Source organism: Streptomyces sp. NPDC015130 (assembly GCF_043080005.1).
GTDB lineage: Bacteria > Actinomycetota > Actinomycetes > Streptomycetales > Streptomycetaceae > Streptomyces.
This window is the reverse complement of the sequence record NZ_JBIBVC010000008.1, coordinates 132,986-151,639: the sequence shown is the minus strand read 5'-3', so window position 1 is coordinate 151,639 and position 18,654 is coordinate 132,986. Positions and strand designations below refer to the sequence as shown.

16 protein-coding genes are annotated in these 18,654 nt (G+C 72.0%); 6 read left to right on the top strand and 10 right to left on the bottom strand.

All coding sequences use genetic code 11. The features are described 5' to 3' along the window. Positions 1-92: 92 nt before the first annotated feature. From ACF08F_RS19020 to ACF08F_RS18995, 6 genes are all read right to left on the bottom strand, one after another. Positions 93-1,202 carry a serine hydrolase domain-containing protein gene (locus ACF08F_RS19020; RefSeq protein ID WP_392299672.1) on the bottom strand — a complete coding sequence of 370 codons (1,110 nt, stop codon included), beginning with the start codon at positions 1,200-1,202 and terminating at the stop codon, positions 93-95. A 647-nt stretch (positions 1,203-1,849) separates the two neighbouring features. Continuing rightward, the gene (locus tag ACF08F_RS19015; protein WP_392299671.1) at positions 1,850-4,225 is read right to left on the bottom strand and encodes a SpoIIE family protein phosphatase; all 2,376 of its coding nucleotides are present in this window, start codon (positions 4,223-4,225) and stop codon (positions 1,850-1,852) included. A gap of 199 nt (positions 4,226-4,424) precedes the next feature. Beyond that, on the bottom strand, positions 4,425-5,339 hold the full coding sequence (locus ACF08F_RS19010) for an oxygenase MpaB family protein (protein WP_392299670.1): 915 nt from the start codon (positions 5,337-5,339) through the stop codon (positions 4,425-4,427). Positions 5,340-5,444: 105 nt separating this feature from the next. Next, the gene (locus ACF08F_RS19005; protein WP_392299669.1) at positions 5,445-5,669 is read right to left on the bottom strand and encodes a hypothetical protein; all 225 of its coding nucleotides are present in this window, start codon (positions 5,667-5,669) and stop codon (positions 5,445-5,447) included. A gap of 331 nt (positions 5,670-6,000) precedes the next feature. Then, entirely contained in the window at positions 6,001-6,282 is a 282-nt protein-coding gene (locus ACF08F_RS19000; RefSeq protein WP_392299668.1) for a hypothetical protein, read from the bottom strand. Positions 6,283-6,313: 31 nt separating this feature from the next. Continuing rightward, a complete protein-coding gene (locus ACF08F_RS18995; RefSeq protein WP_392299667.1) occupies positions 6,314-6,712 on the bottom strand; it encodes a hypothetical protein in 399 nt (132 codons plus the stop codon). A 429-nt stretch (positions 6,713-7,141) separates the two neighbouring features. On the opposite strand from ACF08F_RS18995, the gene ACF08F_RS18990 reads away from it, so the two are divergent. Further along, positions 7,142-7,270 (top strand): hypothetical protein, encoded by a 129-nt coding sequence (locus tag ACF08F_RS18990; protein ID WP_392299666.1) that lies wholly within the window; start codon positions 7,142-7,144, stop codon positions 7,268-7,270. Between the two features lie 1,042 nt (positions 7,271-8,312). On the opposite strand, the gene ACF08F_RS18985 is transcribed toward ACF08F_RS18990, so the two are convergent. The 3 genes from ACF08F_RS18985 to ACF08F_RS18975 all read right to left on the bottom strand — a co-directional run bounded on the left by ACF08F_RS18985 (position 8,313) and on the right by ACF08F_RS18975 (position 12,835). Further along, positions 8,313-10,061 (bottom strand): lysyl oxidase family protein, encoded by a 1,749-nt coding sequence (locus ACF08F_RS18985; RefSeq protein ID WP_392299665.1) that lies wholly within the window; start codon positions 10,059-10,061, stop codon positions 8,313-8,315. Between the two features lie 276 nt (positions 10,062-10,337). Then, positions 10,338-11,714, bottom strand: coding sequence for a uracil-xanthine permease family protein (locus ACF08F_RS18980; protein WP_392299664.1), 1,377 nt, complete (start codon positions 11,712-11,714; stop codon positions 10,338-10,340). Further along, positions 11,711-12,835 (bottom strand): aryl-sulfate sulfotransferase, encoded by a 1,125-nt coding sequence (locus ACF08F_RS18975; RefSeq protein WP_392299663.1) that lies wholly within the window; start codon positions 12,833-12,835, stop codon positions 11,711-11,713. The genes ACF08F_RS18980 and ACF08F_RS18975 overlap by 4 nt, the downstream gene beginning before the upstream one ends. A gap of 188 nt (positions 12,836-13,023) precedes the next feature. On the opposite strand from ACF08F_RS18975, the gene ACF08F_RS18970 reads away from it, so the two are divergent. The 5 genes from ACF08F_RS18970 (at position 13,024) to ACF08F_RS18950 (ending at position 17,641) form a co-directional block, all read left to right on the top strand. Next, complete coding sequence (locus ACF08F_RS18970; RefSeq protein ID WP_392299662.1) at positions 13,024-13,584, top strand: helix-turn-helix domain-containing protein; 561 nt, start codon at positions 13,024-13,026, stop codon at positions 13,582-13,584. A gap of 232 nt (positions 13,585-13,816) precedes the next feature. Beyond that, positions 13,817-15,016, top strand: coding sequence for a S8 family serine peptidase (locus ACF08F_RS18965; RefSeq protein ID WP_392299661.1), 1,200 nt, complete (start codon positions 13,817-13,819; stop codon positions 15,014-15,016). A gap of 470 nt (positions 15,017-15,486) precedes the next feature. Further along, entirely contained in the window at positions 15,487-16,116 is a 630-nt protein-coding gene (locus ACF08F_RS18960) for a hypothetical protein (RefSeq protein ID WP_392299660.1), read from the top strand. A 90-nt stretch (positions 16,117-16,206) separates the two neighbouring features. Next, positions 16,207-16,860, top strand: a complete 654-nt coding sequence (locus ACF08F_RS18955) for a copper resistance protein CopC (protein WP_392299659.1) — start codon at positions 16,207-16,209, stop codon at positions 16,858-16,860. A 70-nt stretch (positions 16,861-16,930) separates the two neighbouring features. Then, on the top strand, positions 16,931-17,641 hold the full coding sequence (locus ACF08F_RS18950; protein ID WP_392299857.1) for a DUF3093 family protein: 711 nt from the start codon (positions 16,931-16,933) through the stop codon (positions 17,639-17,641). A gap of 120 nt (positions 17,642-17,761) precedes the next feature. On the opposite strand, the gene ACF08F_RS18945 is transcribed toward ACF08F_RS18950, so the two are convergent. Next, positions 17,762-18,385, bottom strand: a complete 624-nt coding sequence (locus ACF08F_RS18945; protein WP_392299658.1) for a GNAT family N-acetyltransferase — start codon at positions 18,383-18,385, stop codon at positions 17,762-17,764. Positions 18,386-18,654 lie beyond the last annotated feature (269 nt).

The window sequence follows — 18,654 nt, the reverse complement described above, 5'->3', positions numbered from 1 at the left end:
CACGCTGCGAGCGGCCCGGGCAGACGGCCGCCCCGCTCTTCGCAGGGCGGCCTGACGGCCTGACGGCCTGGCGGCCGAAACGGTTCGCCGGGTCAGAGCGCGCAGAAGGCCTTCTCAGCCGCCGCGCCTGTGTGGTTCTGGCCGGGAGTGCCGCCGATGAGGTGGTTCTCGTTGTTCGCCTCGACCACCTGCTTGGCTCCGTCCTCGCTCGTGAGGTGGAAGCTGAAGTACCCGGGGACGGCACCGTTGTGGTACCAGGCGGTGCGACCGCAGGCGGTGTTCAGGCGCATGAGACCCAGGCCGTAATCGGGGCCGAGGCCGGTGGGGACGGTGGTCTTGAGCTCGGCCTGCTGCGCCGGGGGCAGAAGGGTGCCGCCGACGAGCGCGCGCTGGAAGGTGGCCAGGTCGTCGAGGGTGGAGACCATGGCGCCGGCGGTCTGCGTTGCCGAGACGTTGGTCACCGTCATGTCCAGGATGAACGGGCCGGCCAGGTAGTACCCGCGCAGGTAGTTGCCGTAGACGTTGTTGTCCGTGGTGGGCAGCGTGGTGTCCGCCAGGCCGAGACGGTCGAAGATCCGGGTCTTCATCTCGGCCGCGGGCTCGTTGCCGGTCACGGCCCGGATGATCATGCCGGCGAGCACGTAGTTGGTGTTGGTGTACTCCCACTTCTCCCCCGGCTTCGCGTTCGGCTGCCGCTTGCGCAGAGCGCCGTCGACCAGCTGCTGCGGCGTCCAGACCCGGCCGGTCGTGTACCCGTCGATGTTCATGGTGTAGTTGGGAAGATTGGACGTGTGGTTGAGCAGCTGCCGGATGGTGATCTTCGAACCGTCGTGGCCGTTGGAATTGACGGCGCCGGGCAGCCACTTGGCCACCGTGTCGTCGATGGACAGCAGGCCGTCGGCCTCCAGCAGCAGGACGGTGGCCGCGGTGAAGGCCTTGGTGTTGCTTCCGATACGGAACTTCGCCTTGGGATCCGCCGGCACTCCGGTACCACGGTCGCCGACACCCGCCTGTATGTACTGGGCCTGGTCACCGTCGCGCACCAGCCCGACGATCCCGGGGTAACCGTCGGCGATCCCCTGGTCGGCGCCCACCTTGAGGGCCGCGGCCGCATCCGGGACCGCGGCCTCGGAGGTGCCGAGACAGATACCGAGACTGAGGCTGCACACTGCGGCGACGACGCCTAATCGCTTGAGCTTCATGCTTCTCTCCGTGGGGTCGTACGGCAAGAATGAAGGATCAACACGCAGTGTAATAAGCCGACTTCACCATCGCGGCGACCAAGCGACGGGGTGAGATTCTTCACGACACCTCGCCCGGCCTGGTCGGTGACCCCACACCCATTCCGGGCGCGTCCGCAGTTGCCGACCGGGAATGCGAAAGTGCCTTCCGAACCGGACCGACGAACCATGCGCCGCGGGGTTCAATCGGTCTGGAGGAAGGCACTTTCTGCTGCCAGTGAGCGGGCTACAGCCCGCCGCCCGAGTGGTCGATGACGTTGCCGTTGGAGCAGTTGTTCGCGTGGTTGCCGGTCCAGTCGCTCAAGGCGGGCACCACGGCGAGCTCCTGGATGCACACGTCAGCGGCCGTGAAGTTCTAGTTGTTCGCCGCGTTGACCCCGCTGCCGAAGTTGCCGACCCAAGGCGTACGCCTCGCGCCCGATCCGCGCCTTGGCGCACTCCACCTCACAGCCGTCGTCATCGTGGTCGTCAACCGGGCACGACGCTGAGCGACAGTCAAGCGCCGTGCAGCAGTGACTGAGCGTTGCGAGCCGGGAGGCGGCCGCCACGCGGGCCTTCACGCGGTGTGCGCGGCAGTGGCAGCGGGCGCTCCCGGACCGGCTGATGCCTCAGGGGCGTGTCGGCAGGGACTGTTCCGTCCAGATGGTCTTGCCCGTACGCGTGTACCTGCTCCCCCACCGGTCGGTGAGCTGCGCGATCAGGAAGAGACCGCGGCCTCCCTCCTCGGTGGCGTGGGCCCGGCGCATCCGGGGCTGGGTGCCGCTGCCGTCGGAGACTTCGCAGATCAGCGTTTCCGCGCGGATCAGCCGGAGCACGACGGGGCCACCCGCGTAGCGGATGGCGTTGGTGACGAGCTCGCTGGCCACCAGTTCGGTGGTGAAGGCGAGTTCGTCCAGGTCCCACCGCGACAGCTGGCTCAGTACGCGCGCGCGTGCCTCGGCCACCACCGACGGATCCGCCGCGAAGGTCCAGGTGGCGGTGGAGTCCGCGGGGACCCCGCGGACCGCCGCGAGCAGGAGGGTCACGTCGTCCGACAGCGGTCCCGGCACGAGGGACCGGACCACCCCGGGGCCGGCGTCCTCCAGGGTCCGGCCAGGGGTGAGCAGAGAGGACAGCGCGTGCCGGAGTGCCGCCATGCCCTCGTCCAGATCGGCGTGGCTCCGCTCGATCAGACCGTCGGTGTAGAGGGCGAGAACGCTGCCGTCCGCCACCTCCGCCTCGAGCGGCTCGAACGGAAGGCCGCCGACCCCGAGGGGCGGACCGGGGCTGACGTCGAGGTAGGTGACGCTGCCGTCGGGGGCGGCGAGCGCGGGCGGCGGGTGTCCCGCGCTGGCCACGACGCACCGCCGGGTCACGGGGTCGTACGTCATGTACAGACAGGTCGCGCCGAACGATCCGAAGGCGATCTCGGTCCCGGGGGGACGTGGCGTCTCCGTACCGTCGGCGTCGATCGCGAACTGGGACACGAGGTCGTCCAGATGTGTCAGCAGCTCGTCGGGCTCCAGGTCGAGGTCCGCCAGCGTCCGTACGGCGGTGCGCATGCGCGCCATCGTCGCGGTGGCCTGGAGACCGTGCCCGACGACGTCCCCGACGACGAGGGCGACCCGGGCGGAGGACAGCGGGATGACGTCGAACCAGTCGCCGCTGACCCCCGTCGCCGTGTCGGTGGGGAGGTAGACGCTCGCGGCGTGCACCGTGGAGGTGTCGGTGGTGGCGGACGGCAGCAGGCTCCGCTGCAGGCCGACGGCTGCGTTGCGCTCGCGGGCGTACCGACGCACGTTGTCCAGGACCAGTGCCGTACGGGAGGCGATCTCCTCCAGCAGAGCGAGGTCCTCGCCCGTGAAGGGCGGACGGACCCTGTCCCGCCCGACTCTGATGCGTCCCAGCAGCGCCCCCCGCGCCCGCAGCCATACGCTCATCCCGTAGGCACGGGCGCCGATCGGGTCAGGGTGCCCGGAGCTCGCCTGCGTTCCGCGCGACCACACCCGGCCCGAGAGCACACCGCCGGTGTCCACCGCGATGTCCGTGGCGGGTCCGAGTGCGTCGGGCGGGAGTCCGGCGGTCGCCGTCCGGCGCAGCACGTGCTGGTGACGGTGCTCGGGAACCGGCTCCTCGTACGTGAACACGGCCTCGGCGACCTCGACGACGGCCACGTCCGCCAGCGCCGGAACCAGCACGTCGGCCAGGTCGCGGGTCGTCGCCTCGGCGGAGAGTTTGGTGCTGAGCACGGAGGTCGCCCGGTGCAACAGGTCGAGGCGGGAGCGCGTCAGCCGCTGGTCGGTGACGTCGACGAAGAGGGCCGTCACGCCCATCACGCGCCCGTTCGCCTCTTGGAGCCGGAAGGCGGACAGGGCCATGACCCGTCCCGCGCCCGGGTCGACCTGGGTGTGTACGCGCACGTCGGCGGCGACGAGCGGGATCCCGGTCGTCAGGACCTCACGCAGCCGTGCGTCGATCACGTGGGCGTCCTCCTCCCGGAGGAAGTGGGCCAGACGGGCCCCGTACAACTCGCCCGGCACGCCCGAGTAGGGCAGGAGGTGAGTGTTCGTCCGCATCAACCGGAGCTCGGTGTCGAGGACCGCCAGGCCGATCCGGTCCTGGAGGAACAGTTCCCGCATGAACGCGTGGCCCTGGCGCCACTGGGAGACGAGGAAGCGGGGTGCGCCCAGCACCAGGAACAGGGGTGGGGCCACGGCGTGCGGCCCGTCGGTGAGGGGAAGGACACGGAACTCCACTTCGCCGCCGGCGTCCGGGGCGAGTTCCGCGCGCCCGTCCCACACCGGCCCGTCGCGCTGTTCCATGACCGCCCGCCAGCTGCCCGGAACCGCCAGGAGATCGCGGACGCGCCGCCCGTGCAGGTCGCGCGCCGACCGCTTCAGCAGGTTCTCCGCGGCGGGTGTGGACCGCAGGATGGTCCCCCTGGCGTCCACGACGAGCCCGGCCGCGTGCCCCACGTCGAGGAGGTCGTCGCTACCCGGGGTCATCAGAGGGCCCCCTCCGTTCCACGCAGGGTCGGCGGCTGCGACCACCGCTCACCTCCACTCTGCCCGGGTGGCGGATCTTCAGCACGCCGTACTCCTCCGAATGGCCACCCGGTCGCCGAGTCCTCGGCGCACGTCCAGGCGGGTGCGCGCCCTCGAAGGGGCGCGGGTACGGGTGGAGCACCGTCGGCCCCGGCCGGAGTCATCGATGCGACGAGCCGCCGGGGCGGGCGCGCGGGAGTTCGGAGGGGGCCGGTGGTGCGGGCGACATCGCCCAGCGGATCCCCGCGGTCGCCAGCCGTCCGCCGATCCGTGCGGCCGCCCTCACCGGCCGCACGGGAGAGGGAAGACCCAGCTGCTCGCGTGCCCACGACGGCAGCAGCTCCACCGCGGCCGCCGCGAGCAGCGCGTACGGTGCCCGGGCCTGCCAGGGGATCGGGGGATTCAGCAGGAGGAACCGGGCGGTCTCCCGGGCCTCGCGGGTCCCGTCGAGCTCGCCGCGGTACGCCCCCAGGCGCCGCGCCAGCTCGGCCAGGCTCCGGGGCGGTCGCTCCACGCCCAGTTCCTCCGCGATCCGGGCCGTGTCCGCCACGTACCCGTCATAGCCCGCGGGATCGAGCGGGGACGCCCCGTAGCACCGATGCGCCCGCAGGAAGCTGTCGACCTCGGCCACGTGCACCCAGCCCAGGAGGTGGGGATCGGACGCGTGGTACGCCCGGCCGTCCGACGTCGTCCCTCGCACCCGCTCGTGGACGGCACGGACGCGTTCGACCGCGGACCGCGCGTCCTCGGCCGTACCGAACGTCGTGACCGCGAGGAACGTGCTGGTCCGCTGGAGCCTGCCCCACGGGTCGCCCCGGAATCCGGAGTGGGCCGTCACGGCCGCCATGGCCAGGGGATGCAGCGACTGCAGCAGCAGCGCCGACAGACCCCCGGCGAACATCGCCGCGTCGCCGTGGACCGTCCGGATCGGACGTTCGGGGCCGAACCACCGAGGCCCGGGCGTCTCGTGGATCCGGGCCCGCGTCCTCTCGCCCGAGGGGCCGGCGACGCGCCGGAAGAGCTCGCTTCCGAGCCGTTCCCTCAGGCCGTCCACGACGGGAGGCGGCCATCCCATGCGGCCAGTATGCCCCGTGACCTCGGCTGCCGGCCCGGCCTGAGGGGTCCGGCCGCCACGGGCCCGCCGTACCTCCGACGGGGCACGTAGCCGCTTCCTCGAAGCTCAGAAAGGCAGCGGTGCCTGGTCCAGGAAGGCGCGCAGGCGCTCCAGCGCCCATGCCTCCGCTTCGTCTGCGGGTTCCCGTTCGAGGCAGGCGCGCAGGTCGACGCGCCGGTCGGCCCAGCTCTTGCCTGCCTGGTCGTACGGGTAGAGCACGGAGACGAGGAAGTGCGCGAGGTCCGAGAACCGGGGGCCGCCCGCGGATCCGCCAGGTAGACGACCAGGCACTTCCCGATCTGGGAGTAGCCGTGCACCCCCGCGTCGAGGTGCTGAAGGGTGGCGAGGTCCTTCACGTACTTGAAGTGGAGGCCGGCCCCGAGGCGGAGCGGTGCCACCCGGTGCAGGATCTCCCGGGCGTTGAACGGCGTCATCGGAACGTACAGCTTCCGGCCCTGGCGGACGCCCGGGGCGGGAACCCCGCACGCGTACCGGAGGGCGGACCCGGTGAAGGAGCCGCCTGCGCCGAGCTCGCGGGGGTGGGGCAGCCCGGCGACCGCCGGGGCGGCGCGGGCTTCTCGGGCCGCCGCCGGCGCGCCGGGCAGCACGGCGGGTGCGGCCTTCAGCACTCCACCAGGACGGTGGTCACGGTCACCGTGGTGATCGTGGGGCCGGCCGCCTCCGCGTCCGCCTCGGACCGGGCCGGAAGGAGGGCGGCCAGCTCGCGCTCACCGGTCGCGAAGCCGATCAGCCGGTGCACCCGCTCCTCGTCCGTCTCCATCGCCTCCAGCTCGCGGATGACGGACTTGTACTGCTCGGGGTCCTCGCGCATGGTCCGGATGACTTCGAGAATCGCCTGTTCGGTCTCGCGCTGGGCGTCCTGCTCACTCGGCTCGTAGGCCATGGTTCCTCCTGGTCGTGGCATCGACGATCGACTACGCCATCCCTGCTGTCCGGGTGCCGACGGGAGCCTCGGGCACCGTCCCGGCCACGGCTGCCACCGGCTCGGGAGTCGGCCCGGCCGTCCGGCTCGCGCGAACGGCGACGGCGACGGCGACGGCGACGGCGACGGCGACGGCGACGGCGACGGCGAGGATCTTTGTCTCTCGGCCACACCGGCGTCGAGGTGCCGGTACAGCGCGCTCGCGGCCCGGTCGAGGGGGTTGCCGGACGGGTGGGCTTCCGATGTCGCGGTGGTCGACGACGACACCCTCCTCGTCGGGCAGCTCGACGGATTCCAGGCGCGCGCCCGCCGACGGGTCCAGCGTGAAGTCGAGGAGGTGGACCAGCTGGTCCCGGTCCGCCTTGTCCACGGGGAAGGCGGACGCGAACATCCTGTGCGCCCCCTCCCACCGCACACCGTGGGCTTCCGGCTGCTCGAAGTACGGGCTGAAGCGGTGCAGTTGGAACCGGCCGCCGCCGGACGACGGCTGGAGGTGCGGGGCGGGGAATGAGCTCGGCCATCCGCGTGTAGGACGCCCGGGTCTCCCCCGGAAGGCCGAACAGCAGGTTCCGGCCGCAGTAGATGCCCGGCTCCTGGCACCACTTGAGCAGCTGGATGTTCTGGTACGGCTTGACGCCCTTGCGCATCAGCGACGGGAGGTCGGCGTCCAGGCTCTCGATGCCCGGCTGCACCCAGCGGATGCCGGCCGCGACGAGCGTCTCCAGCTCGCCGCGACGCGTGTTCGCCTTGATCTCGTAGAAGAACATCCAGGCTCTCCAGTTGCGCCAGGACGACGTCCGCGTCCCAGGCGCGGAAGCCCATGATGTCGTGGAGGCCGCAGAACGTGCACTGCACCTTCGCCCCGTACCAGCAGCCGCGGCTGCTCTCGAACGGCAACCACGGGTTCATCTTCTCCGTCAGCCCGAGGCGCGCGAGCCGGTGGAAGTAGGCGTCGTAGTCGAGTTCCAGCTTCCGGCTGCCGGCCACCACCAGCTCCGCGGCGGGCGCGGTCACCACCTCGCCGTCCGCGGTCCGGCGGCTCACCCCCGCCAGGCCGGTCAACGAGCGGCCGTCGCGGAACCGCCGCACGAGCTCGCCCAGCACCTGCTCGCCCTCGACGTGCACGACCGCGTCGACGTACGGGCAGATCCGCATGATCGTGCTGCCCATGGGGCCCGCGTACTGCGACCCGCCGAACACGACCTGCAGAGCGGGGAAGGCGTGCTTGAGCCGTCGCGCGAACGCCAACGAGGCGCCGAGCTGGGAGATCGTCAGCGAGAGATCGACGACGTCGTACGCGGACCGGTCGACCTCGTGGACGAGGTCGTCCAGGTACTCCTCGGTGACGGGTGCCAGTGCCGCCAGGACCGTGTCGGCCAGCTCGGGCCACGGGAAGCCGGCGTCCAGCGGACGCTGTTCCCGCATCTCGGTGAGGGGGTCGCCGTGCTCGGGCCCGGTGCCGGGAAGTCCACGCGCCGGCCGGGGAGGCTGCCGGATCCGGCGATGAGCCGGTCGACCTCCTGGAGGAAGCACCTGGCCAGCCGCCGGTGTTCCCGCTCCAGCTCGGCGGTGCCGAGGGACGCCATGCTCGCGGTGACGGCGGCTCCGAGCCCACCGTCGGCCGTCGGCCGTGCGGCACCGTCGTCCCTCGCCGCCGGGGGGAGGCGGGCCCTCCTCCGCCCGGCGGGCCTTCTCGGCGTCGGCCAGGGTGAAGAGCAGGCGCAACAGTTCAAGCCGTACGGGGTCGGACCGGGACGGGTCCAAGCGGTCGACGACAGGGTCCTCTCGCACAGTCACGGCCACATGGTGGCCGATTCCCGACTGTCCGCGTCCCCGCCCTGCCGGGGCCGCACCGACGCTCTCCCGAACGGCCCGAGGGCCGCCCACGGGTGCCTTCCGGGCTGGAGGGCGAGGGCGGCTGTGACGAGGGCGGGAGCGGGACCGGCGAGCACGGGTGGCACGGCGGCTGCCGCGCCACCCGCCCTCTCAGATCAGTTCGCGTCCACGAGGTCGTGGGCGGGGACCTTCACGGTGCGGTTGCCCGGCGTGCCGCCGAGGACGACCTTCCGCAGCGCGCTGTTGTTGTCGAGGCTGGTCTCCTTCAGCCGCTTGGCCGGGTTCGCCAGCACCTGGATGTAGTAGGTGCCGTTGGGCACGTCCGTGATGTCGAACGACTGGCCCGGCAGGTCCTGGGTGTAGGTGTCACCGGAGCCGACGTCCAGCACCTCTCGGACGGAGATGGAGTTCTCCTGACCGCAGGCGGTGGCCAGGTCGGTGTTGAACGGGTGCCAGTTGGCGTTCTTCACCGTGTAGTCGACGGCGTCGGTGTTGGCCAGGCAGAAGGCCTCCTTGCCGCTGCGCACCGCTTCCTTCTTGTCCGCCTTCAGGAGCCGGTAGCTGGCGAAGTCGGTGAAGTGCCAGTGCACGTGGCCGGGACGCGGGTCCCACTCCATGGTGCCGGTCGGGGTGTACCCGACCTGCTTGCCCGCGGCGTCGTAGAAGTACTGGTAGGCGTCCATCTTGGCCTTGCCGGGCGAGCGGAAGCCGTCCACCACGAGCTGGGCCGGTCCGGCGTTCCACACGTTGGCGCTGAAGGCCAGGTAGTCCTTGCCCGGGACGTTCTGGCCGCCGTCGCTGATGGTGATGCCGTACGCCGGCAGCGACCGCAGGTCGGGCTTGGGGACGTTCGGTACGGACGGAGTCCCGCTGGGCCGGCTGGAGCGCGGCGTGAGGGCGGGTGCCTGCCGCGAGCCGTCGGTCTGCCCGGCGGTGTCGGCGGCCTGCATGTCGGTGCGCGCGGCCTGCTGCTTCTTCACCGCCCACGGCACGGCCGGCGGCGCGGCCTTCAGCGGCCCGTGGCCCACGTTGTACGAGGGACCCGCGCCGCTGGTCTCCGGTGCGCCTGCCTGGCGGGGGGTCGGAGCGTGGCCCGCCCCGTGCCCGGCGTGGGCGGCCGGGGCCTGGTGGCCCGCGCCATGCCCGGCGTGCTCCCCGGCGGTGGCCGCCCGGGCGGCGGCGGGGCCGTCCTCCCAGCTGCGCTCCTGGACGGTGATCTTCACGGTCGCGGGCTTGTCGGCGATCCCGAGGAGGTCGCGGTACTTCTTGGCGACCCCGATCTTGGCCGTGTAGGTGCCGGCGGCGAGCTTCACCGGCTGGGTGTAGGCACCGCTGTAGGTGTTGGCGGCCCATCCCTTCTCAACGCCCCAGACGGAGCCGAGGGTGAAGGGGTTGGTGGGACAGCTCTCCGGATACTTCGAGGTGGCGGGCGCGTCGGGCCGGACCCGTCCGCTGGCGTTGTTGGGACAGAAGTTCTCCGTCCGGCTGACGACCGTCTTGCCCGTCGTGTCGGTGACGGTGATCTCCGCGAAGCCGGGCAGCCCGGAGAAGTCCTTCACCGTGCCCGGGGGCAGCACCCTGCTCTTGGTCCGGCCGCCGTTCCCGAACACGGTCTGGGTGATGGTCACCGGTTCCTTGTAGGACTTCCGGGTCACCTTGAACTCCAGCGGTGATCCCTCCGAGGTCAGGTAGGTGCCCAGGTCCAGGTAGACGCCGGGCTCCTCCTTCCACGAGGTGAGCGTGACCGAGTCGGTCGCCGCGATGAGACTCAGTGTGGGCCCGGTCGCGGCCTTCGCCTGTTCCGGTGTGGCGGCCATGAGGCCGACCGTGACGGCCATGGCCGCGACGGCCGTGGTGCCGGCGAGCAGCGGACGCCGCAGCCGAGTGGTGCGCGTGGTGGTCATCGATCCCTCGTTCTCCGGATGCTGTGACAAGGAAGCGGACAGCGGGCCACCCGGTCCCCGGGGACGGGATTCCGTCCGGCGGGAGCGGTGACAGACACTCGCTGTGCCCGTCCGGTGAGATGAGGGGTCTGGATGCCCGGTTGTCCGGGGAGCCGAATACGTCCGGATGTTGGCCGGAAAACGACGCTCTGGCGGAACGGGGTGATGCGCACGCGGAGCTGACGGGCACCGAGCCGACGGGCACGGAGCTGAAGGGCACGGCCGCTTCCGGGGCGGTCACTGCCGTGCGTGCGGGTCCGGTGGGGCGGAGGGCCGGTCCCTGGGGCCGAAGCGGCCGAGCAGCAGGGTGAGGAGGACGGCCGTCAGGGTGCCGGCGACGACGCTGCTGCCCAGGATCGTCCGGGCCCAGCCGGGGAATCCCGCGTACAGGTCGGGGGTGAGCAGCGGCAGCAGTCCCACGGTGAGCGCGAGCGCGGCGGTCAGCGATCCCGTGCCGGTGCCGGACAGGTCGGCGCGGCGGAGCATCTCGACGCCCATGACGGCGATCACGGCGTAGACGACGAGGGCCGAGCCGCCGACGACGGCCTCGGGTATGCCCGCCAGGGCCCGGGACACAGGTGTGGCCAGGCCGAGGACGACGAGGAGGACTCCGGCCCCGGCGGTCACGAAGCGGCTGCGGACCCCGGTGAGCCGGCCGATGCCGATGTTCTCGGCGCTGGTGACCATGAGGGACGTGCCGAACAGCCCGCCGGCCAGGGAGACGACGGCGTCGGCCCGGGCGACGCGGGGGACGTCCCGTTCGGGAGCCGGGGTACGGCCGACGGTCTCGCTGTTGAGCACGGTCTGTCCCGTGATCTCGGCGAGGGTGGTGAGGCTGAACACGAGCAGCGGAAGGGCGGCCAGCAGGTCGAACCTCGGTGTCCCGAAGGGCAGGAAGGCGGGCAGCGCGAAGCCGCTGCCGGCCACGGGGGCGAAGGCTCCCAGACCGGTCGACACGGCCACGAGGGTGCCCGCCGCCATCCCGATGAGGACGGAGGTCTGGCGCCAGACGCCGCGCAGGAACACGTACGCGGCGACGGTCGCCGCGACGGTGAGCCCGGCCAGGAGCACCGCACGGGGTTCGCCGGTGCCGTCCGGTCCGGTGACGAGCCGGGCCGCGACCCGGATCATCGCGATCCCGATGAGCAGCACGGTCACGCCCATGACCAGGGGCGGGAAGAGCCGTACGACACGGGCGTACAGGGGCAGCACGGCCAGGAGGAGGGCCGCCGCGAGGAGGACGGCTCCGGAGGCGGTCGCCGCCCCGTGTTCCTGGGCGATCTGGAGGAAGAGCGCGGTCGCGGCGCCGCCGGGCAGCATGACGAACGGCAGGCGCCCGCCGATCCGCCACGCGCCCAGGGACTGGAGCAGCGCGCCCGCGCCGCACAGCAGCAGGACGGCGCTGAGCAGGGAGGCCGTCGCGCCGGGCTGCATCCGCAGGGTGCCGGCGACGAGGAGGACGGTGGAGACCGGGGCGGCGATCATCGCCAGGACGTGCTGGGCGGACAGGGGGACGAGGCGCCGCCACGGGACCGGCGCGTCGACGGCCTCCACCGCGTGAACGGATCCGGAGGCCGACGGGGAGGAGGAGGTGGGAGCAGGGGTGGTCGTCATGCCGTCGCCTCCAGCCACGGGATGTCGGCCGCCGTGTAACGGTAGGCGCGGAAGACGGCGTTGGGCTCGGACGGGAAGAGGCCCCGGACCTCGCTCTCGCCGTAGCCGGCGAAGTGCGGGACGACGTACTCCCAGCACAGGTAGCCGTCCTTGGTCACTTCGAACAGCCGCCCCGAAGGCGAGTCGGTGACGAGGGTGTTGCCGTTCGGCAGGCGCTGCGCCGAGCCCATGAACGGCGCGAAGAAAAACTCGCGCGCCGGGTCGTGGTACTCCCACACCGTGTCGCCGGTGGTCCGGTCGATCTCGATGACACGGGAGTAGGGGACGTCGTTGTCCGGCCGGAAGACCCCGTTGTCGAAGACGAGCAGCCGGCCGTCGTCCAGTTCGGTGGGGGCGTGCTGCTGGCTGACCGTGCCGGGGCGGCTGCGCCAGAGGATCTCGCCCGTGTCGCGGCTGATGACGACGACGGCCGAGACGCTGCGGAGGCCGGCCAGGATGTTGCCGTCCCGCAGGGGCGTGACGCTGTTGATCAGCGGCCAGTGTTCACGGGAGTAGGCCTCGTGGAGCGGGAAGGACTCGCGGTCGAGGTGCTCGGAGGCCCGCCAGGACCAGAGGAGTTCGCCGTTCGGGCCGACCTCCTTGATGGTGTCGGCCCAGACGGTGTCGCCGCCGGCCTCGGAACCGGGCACACCGCCCCGTACCGTCGCCGCCTCGGCTCCGGTCAGGGGTTCCAGGGCCGTGTAGAGGATGCGTCCGTCGTCGAGGTGGTGGGCGTCGTGGTGCTGGAGGGGATCGCGGTGTTCCCGCAGGACGGTGCTGTCGGGTGCCGCGCGGAGCATGACGCCGCCCCGGTACTTGTGCCACATCGGGAAGAGCGCACGCTCCCCCGGCAGCACGCCGTTGTAGGCGAGAGTGCCGTCGGCGAGCAGGCGGGCGTGGCGGCCCGGGCGGTACGGGAGGTCCCAGCGGTGGACGGTGCGGCCGTGGAGGTCGATGAGGTAGACCTCCCCGGTGCCGGTGAGGGGGGCGTACAGGGTGTAGCCGTCGGACGCGGCCGTCTCGTCCAGGGCGATGAGTCCGACAGGGCGGCGGCGGCGTGAGTTCTGGTCGATGGGGGGCATGGCGGGATCCCTCGCTTCAAAGTTTCTTTGATGACAACAACAGACTTTGACGTTAGGGGCGTTGTGTGACGGGCGTGTGTCGGGAGTACGAAACCGTCTCCGGGTTCCCGCGCCGCGCGACGTAAGGTGCCGTCAGGCGCGGTCCACCAGGGAGAACGGCGCCTCGGGCGGGGAAGGACGGGACATCCATGGAGGCTGGGGACGCGGACACCCCGCGGGTGGGGGCTGCCGTACGCCGCCGACGCAGGGCACTCGATCTGACGCTCGCCGACGTGGCGCGGCTCAGCGGGCTCTCCTCCCCGTTTCTCAGTCAGATCGAGAACGACCGGGCGCGGCCGAGCATGAGGTCGCTGCAGCGGATCGCGGACGCCCTCGGCACGACGGCGGTCCAGCTCCTGGCCGCCTCGGACGCGAGCCGCACGGTCGACGTGGTGCGCGCCGACGACGACGGCGGCCTCTCCCGGGAGGCGGGCGTCAGGCCGGTGGTCCGGGGCCTCCATCAGCTCCACGCGCTGGAGTTCGTCGGCGAGCACGAGGCGGATCGCGAGTTCCAGCACCGCAACGACGAGCTGATGTACGTGGCGGACGGATCGGTGGAGGTGGAGGCCGACGGCCGGATCCACCGGTTGGGACGCGGGGACACGCTCCTGGTGTCCGGCGGCGTACGGCACCGCTGGCGGACCACCGCGCCGGGCGCGCGGGTGCTCGTGGTCGCCGTCGGCGACCACGTGGACGTCCTGAAGCCCTGACCGGCCTTCACGCCGTCGGACCTTCCGGGTCCGGTTCCCTCCGTGCCCTTTTCACGCAGGAGTTGGCGAGATCGCGTGTACGACGTGGAGGCGATGCGGAGAGATCTTTAAGAAACGTTGTTGAATAACGTGTCACCAGGGGTTCGCACTTGATTTGCTCCTGCCAACTCGCACAGGGTTTCCCTCGAACGTTTGACGCCCCACACGTCAACACGAGGAGAGAACCACCTTCATGGCAACTCACAAGCGATCCCACGGACTTCGCAACGCGGCGATAGCCACAGGTACCGCAGCCGCGGCAGCCGTCGCACTGTTCGCGGGCAATCTCGCCGGGGCGGCCGCTCCGGCGGAAGGCACCGTCCACGGACTCGGTGCCCCGGGCGCCGTCTCCGGCAGCTTCGTCGTCATCCTCGACGCATCCGCGAACAAGGCGGAGCTCGCGAAGAAGTACGGCGGCACCCTCCAGCGCTCCTACGGCTCGGAGGTCAACGGCTTCTCGGCCTCCGGTCTGTCCGTCGAGGAGGCGAAGCGCCTCGCCGCCGACCCGGCCGTCGGCACGGTCGTGCAGAACAAGCGCTTCAGCATCAACGAGACCCAGGATCAGCCGCCGTCCTGGGGTCTGGACCGGATCGACCAGGCCGACACCGCGGGCGACCAGAAGTACACGTACCCCGACGGCGGCGGCGAGGGCGTGACCGCGTACGTCATCGACACCGGCGTCCGGGTCTCTCACCAGGACTTCGGCGGCCGGGCCAGCCACGGCTTCGACGCCGTGGACAACGACCAGACCGCCGACGACGGCAACGGCCACGGCACCCACGTCGCCGGCACCATCGCCGGTACGGCTCACGGTGTGGCCAAGAAGGCCAAGGTCGTGGCCGTTCGCGTCCTCGACGACAACGGCTCCGGCACCACCGAACAGGTCGTGGCGGGCATCGACTGGGTGACCCAGAACCACTCGGGCCCCTCGGTCGCGAACATGAGCCTCGGCGGCGGCGCCGACGAGGCCCTGGACGCGGCTGTCCAGCGCGCCATCGCCTCCGGCGTGACCTTCGCGGTGGCGGCCGGCAACGAGTCCGCCGACGCCGGGCAGGGCTCGCCCTCCCGGGTGCCCGAGGCGCTCACCGTGGCGTCCAGCACCAAGGACGACGAGCAGTCGGACTTCTCGAACTTCGGCTCCGTGGTGGACCTGTACGCGCCGGGCTCGGAGATCACCTCCGCCTGGAACGACAGCGACACCGGCGTCAAGACGATCTCCGGAACGTCGATGGCCAGCCCGCACGTGGCGGGCGCCGCGGCCCTGTACCTCGCGGCCAACCCCTCGGCGACGCCGGCCGACACGGCCGCAGCGCTGACCGGGGCGGCCACCGCGGACGCCATCAAGAACCCGTCCTCCGGCACCGCGAACAAGCTCCTGAAGGTGGCGCCGTAGCGGCACCGCACCACCGGTCGGCCGACCACTGAGCCACGAAGGTGGCCCTCCACAAACCGGTGGAGGGCCACTTCCGGCTGTCCGGGCCGGGCACGGCGTTCGAGCGACGACCCATGTGCCGGCTTCGTCGGTCGGATTCGGTTGCGGCTCCGGATCTGGTTGCGGCTCCGGATCCGGTTGCGGCTCCGGATCCGGTTGCGGGTTCGGATCCGGTTGCGGGTTCGGATCCGGTTGCGGGTTCGGATCCGGTTGCGGGTTCGGATCCGGTTGCGGGTTCGGATCCGGTTGGAGGAACGGCACCCGTTGCAGGCGGGGATCCGGTTGCGGGTGGGTCAGGGGCATCGGGATACGCTGCGGATGGCCGTCGGGCTCCTCGTGAGCCACAGGCCTGATCCTGGACGTTCTCCCTGAAAGCCCGGCAGCTCATGTCCGGCACCCTCGCAGCACGGCCGCCTTCGCCGGCCCGTGGAATGGTGCGTGGCGCGAGGGCCGGCGCCCTGGCGGCGCTGTGCGTCCTGCTGCCGCTGGCCGGTCACCTGCTCGCGCAGGGCCACATGCCGCGCTGGGCCCTGCTGCTGGGCATGGGGGCGGTCGCGGTGCCCGGTGCCGTGCTGCTGAACCGGCACAAACTCTCCGACACCCAGCTCATGGCGGCGCTCGCCGGTGCCCTGCTGGCCCACCACGCGGCGTACGCGCTGCCGGGGGCCTGCGCGGCGGTGGTCGGTGCGCGCGAACCGCTGGACGTGGTCGAACACGCCTCGGCGGTCGGCGTTCCGCCGGAGGTCTTCTTCGCCGGGCACCTGGCCATGCTGGTGCTCGCCGCGCGTCTGTTCGGGCTGACCGAGCGGCTGCTGTGGCACGGCAAACCCCTTCTCGAAGTCCTGCGCGCCCTGCTGACGTTCGTCCGGCCGCTCGTGCCCGTCGGCAACGGGCCGAGGACGGCGCTGCGCGATCTCGAACCGGGCGCGATGCCGCGGGCCGTCCTCGTCGTACGGCTGCACGCGGGGCGAGCACCTCCGAGGTACGGGCGCGCCGGGTCGTGGCGTGCCCCTCTCCCGCAGACCGGGCTGTCGTCCGGCGGAGGCTTCTGCTTGGCCTGATGGCCGGGTGAGGGGGGTCGTCCGCCGCGGCGTCGGCGTACCCCCCGCTCCGGCTGGTCCGGGCAGCACAGAGAGACCCCCTCCCTTCCCATGCACTGCCTCTCCCGGCGTGCCGCCCGTACGGCGGCACGCACCCTCGTCGTCCCTCTGAGTGCCGCGCTCCTGTGGGCCGGTGCACCCGGCGCCTCGGCGCACACGGACCTGACCTCCAGCACGCCGGCCGGCGGCGCGACCCTCGACGCCCTCCCGCAGACCATCGGGCTGACCTTCAGGGACGTGATGTCGCAGGAGTTCGCCAAGGTCGCCCTGACCGCCCCGGACGGAACCCCGGCAGGTGCGGGGGCGCCGCGGGTCGACGGCATGCGTGCGTGCCTCGCCGTGAAGCCGGGTCTGCCGTCCGGCACGTACACCGTCGGCTACCGAGTGGTCTCGGCCGACGGCCATCCCGTGTCCGGGTCCTACACCTTCACGGTCCGGGCGGGGGCTGCGCCGAGCTCCGCGCCGAGTTCCGCACCATCTCCGCCGACGGTTCCGCCGGCCCCTTCCGCTTCGGCTGATGCGGCGACCGCGAGTCCCTCGCCGACGTCGAGCACCCGGCCCACGTCGCGTGGCAGCGGCAGCGGCAGCGGCAGCGGCAGCGGCAGCGGCCTGATCGTCGGTGCACTGCTCGTGGCAGGAGCCGGTGCCGGCGCTGGTGCCGCGGTGCTCGTGGCGCGCCGTCGGAGGGCACACCGTGTCGGTTGATCCTGCTGTGCGCAAGGTGGGCCGTCTGCCGGTGATCCTGCTCGCCTCGGTCGTACTGGCCGTGGTCGTCATGGTCGTGGGGATGTGGGCGACCGGTTCCACGGCTCGGCGGGTGCCGGGCATCGAGGACGCCGGTCCGCTGACGTCCTGGGGCCTGCCCCTGGCGCGGATCGCCGTGGACATCGCGTCGGTGGCGACGGTGGGTGCCCTTCTCCTGGCCGGCGTCCTGCTGCCCGGCGGCCGCGCTCTGGGGCGGTCGCGCACGACCTGCCTGACCTGGGCGGCGGTCGCCGCGGGGCTGTGGTCGCTCGCGTCGGTGGCCCTGATGGTCCTCACGCTGTCGGACCTGTTCGCCCGGCCGGTCGCGGAGGTTCTCGACCCGGCGACGGTGGCCGACTTCGCCCTCACCTCGGCGCAGGGCCGCGCCTACGCCGTGACGGCGGCGGCAGGGCTCGTCCTGGCGACCCTGTGCGCGGGCGTGACCACCGTCCCGTGGACGCGGGCGGCGCTCGTCCTCGCCGTCGGTGCGGTGTTGCCGCCTGCCTTCACGGGGCACTCCGCGGCCTCCGCCGACCACGACGCGGCCGTCACCAGCCTCGCCCTGCACGTGGCGGGAGTCGCCGTATGGGTCGGCGGGGCCCACATGATGATGCGCAGCTACATCACGGGAGCGGTCCGCATAGAGAACACCGACCCCGCCGACCCCACACCGTACGTCTACCTCTCGACCCGCACTCCGCAGGCGCTGGCGAACGCCGTGGACGCGGACCGGACGCGGTGAGTTCCCCGCGCATCGCGGGGGGGGGCGGGTGCGTACGTCACCCGGTCCCCCGCAGGTAACCAAGGGCACCCCAGCGTCTCAGGCGGCCGCAACTGCCGCCTTCAGTCGTATGGTTCCGCCTCAGCCGCCTGCCGGAGTCGCACGTGACGGCCCGGCGGGCTCGTCGCCCAGAACGCGGGCGTGCAGGTGCATGTCGTGCCGGCCGTCGTCGTGGAGGGCGGCGCTGCGCTTGACGCCTTCCAGGCGGTAGCCCGCTTTCGTGGCGACCCTGCAGGACGCCGCGTTGCGTGTCGAGTGGTCCAGCTCCAGGCGGTGGAAACCGATCTCGTCCAGGGCCCAGGCGGAAAGCGTGGCGAGGGCGCTGGACGCCACGCCGGCACCTCGGGCGGCCGGGAGCACCCAGTACGCGACGTCGGCGACGCCGTCGTCGAAGTCCCAGCCGCGAAGAGCGATGCGGCCCAGCACCTCGCCGCCCTCACGGGCGACCGCCCAGTGGGCGCCCCGTTCTCGTCGCCAGTCCTGGTGATAGGCGTCGAACCACTCCAGGACCTGCGCCTCGGTCAAGGGCCGCCGCGTGTGCCAGCGACGGACCTCGTCGTCGCGGTAGGCGGAGAGGAACGGTGCCGCGTCGCTTCCTTCCCAGGGGCGCAGCAGCAGACCGCCGAAGGCCGTGAGCACGGGTTGCGGGGAACTGCCGAGCGAGCCGGAGGAGATGACGGGCGGCGTCGAGAGAGCGCGAGTCATGAGGCCATGATCAGCCGAAGACGGCCCCACACGTCAAGATCCCGGCCCGGCCCCGGCTCCGCCGACGGCCTGGTCGTCACCGAGCCCAACAGCCGGTGCACCCGCCACGAGCTCGCCGAGGAGCACCGCCAGGCCGGCCCCTTCGGCTGACCGCGCTGGGCGACTCACCGGATACGGCCTCTCAGGTCTCGACACCGGAATTGCGGGCTCCGCCATAGCCCTGTGAGTCGGCTGCTGATGAGGTCGGCGGATGGCGATCCTCCCCCTCA

Bases quoted from the DNA above. Each gene is read 5' to 3' on its own strand.
- ACF08F_RS18945 (WP_392299658.1), bottom strand. From the start codon at position 18,385: ATGACTCGCGCTCTCTCGACGCCGCCCGTCATCTCCTCCGGCTCGCTC.
- ACF08F_RS18975 (WP_392299663.1), bottom strand. From the start codon at position 12,835: ATGCCCCCCATCGACCAGAACTCACGCCGCCGCCGCCCTGTCGGACTC.
- ACF08F_RS18970 (WP_392299662.1), top strand. From the start codon at position 13,024: ATGGAGGCTGGGGACGCGGACACCCCGCGGGTGGGGGCTGCCGTACGC.
- ACF08F_RS18960 (WP_392299660.1), top strand. From the start codon at position 15,487: ATGGTGCGTGGCGCGAGGGCCGGCGCCCTGGCGGCGCTGTGCGTCCTG.
- ACF08F_RS19020 (WP_392299672.1), bottom strand. From the start codon at position 1,202: ATGAAGCTCAAGCGATTAGGCGTCGTCGCCGCAGTGTGCAGCCTCAGT.
- ACF08F_RS18950 (WP_392299857.1), top strand. From the start codon at position 16,931: ATGGTCGTGGGGATGTGGGCGACCGGTTCCACGGCTCGGCGGGTGCCG.
- ACF08F_RS18965 (WP_392299661.1), top strand. From the start codon at position 13,817: ATGGCAACTCACAAGCGATCCCACGGACTTCGCAACGCGGCGATAGCC.
- ACF08F_RS18980 (WP_392299664.1), bottom strand. From the start codon at position 11,714: ATGACGACCACCCCTGCTCCCACCTCCTCCTCCCCGTCGGCCTCCGGA.
- ACF08F_RS19015 (WP_392299671.1), bottom strand. From the start codon at position 4,225: ATGACCCCGGGTAGCGACGACCTCCTCGACGTGGGGCACGCGGCCGGG.
- ACF08F_RS18995 (WP_392299667.1), bottom strand. From the start codon at position 6,712: ATGTTCGCGTCCGCCTTCCCCGTGGACAAGGCGGACCGGGACCAGCTG.
- ACF08F_RS18990 (WP_392299666.1), top strand. From the start codon at position 7,142: ATGATGTCGTGGAGGCCGCAGAACGTGCACTGCACCTTCGCCCCGTAC.
- ACF08F_RS18985 (WP_392299665.1), bottom strand. From the start codon at position 10,061: ATGACCACCACGCGCACCACTCGGCTGCGGCGTCCGCTGCTCGCCGGC.
- ACF08F_RS19010 (WP_392299670.1), bottom strand. From the start codon at position 5,339: ATGGGATGGCCGCCTCCCGTCGTGGACGGCCTGAGGGAACGGCTCGGA.
- ACF08F_RS18955 (WP_392299659.1), top strand. From the start codon at position 16,207: ATGCACTGCCTCTCCCGGCGTGCCGCCCGTACGGCGGCACGCACCCTC.
- ACF08F_RS19000 (WP_392299668.1), bottom strand. From the start codon at position 6,282: ATGGCCTACGAGCCGAGTGAGCAGGACGCCCAGCGCGAGACCGAACAG.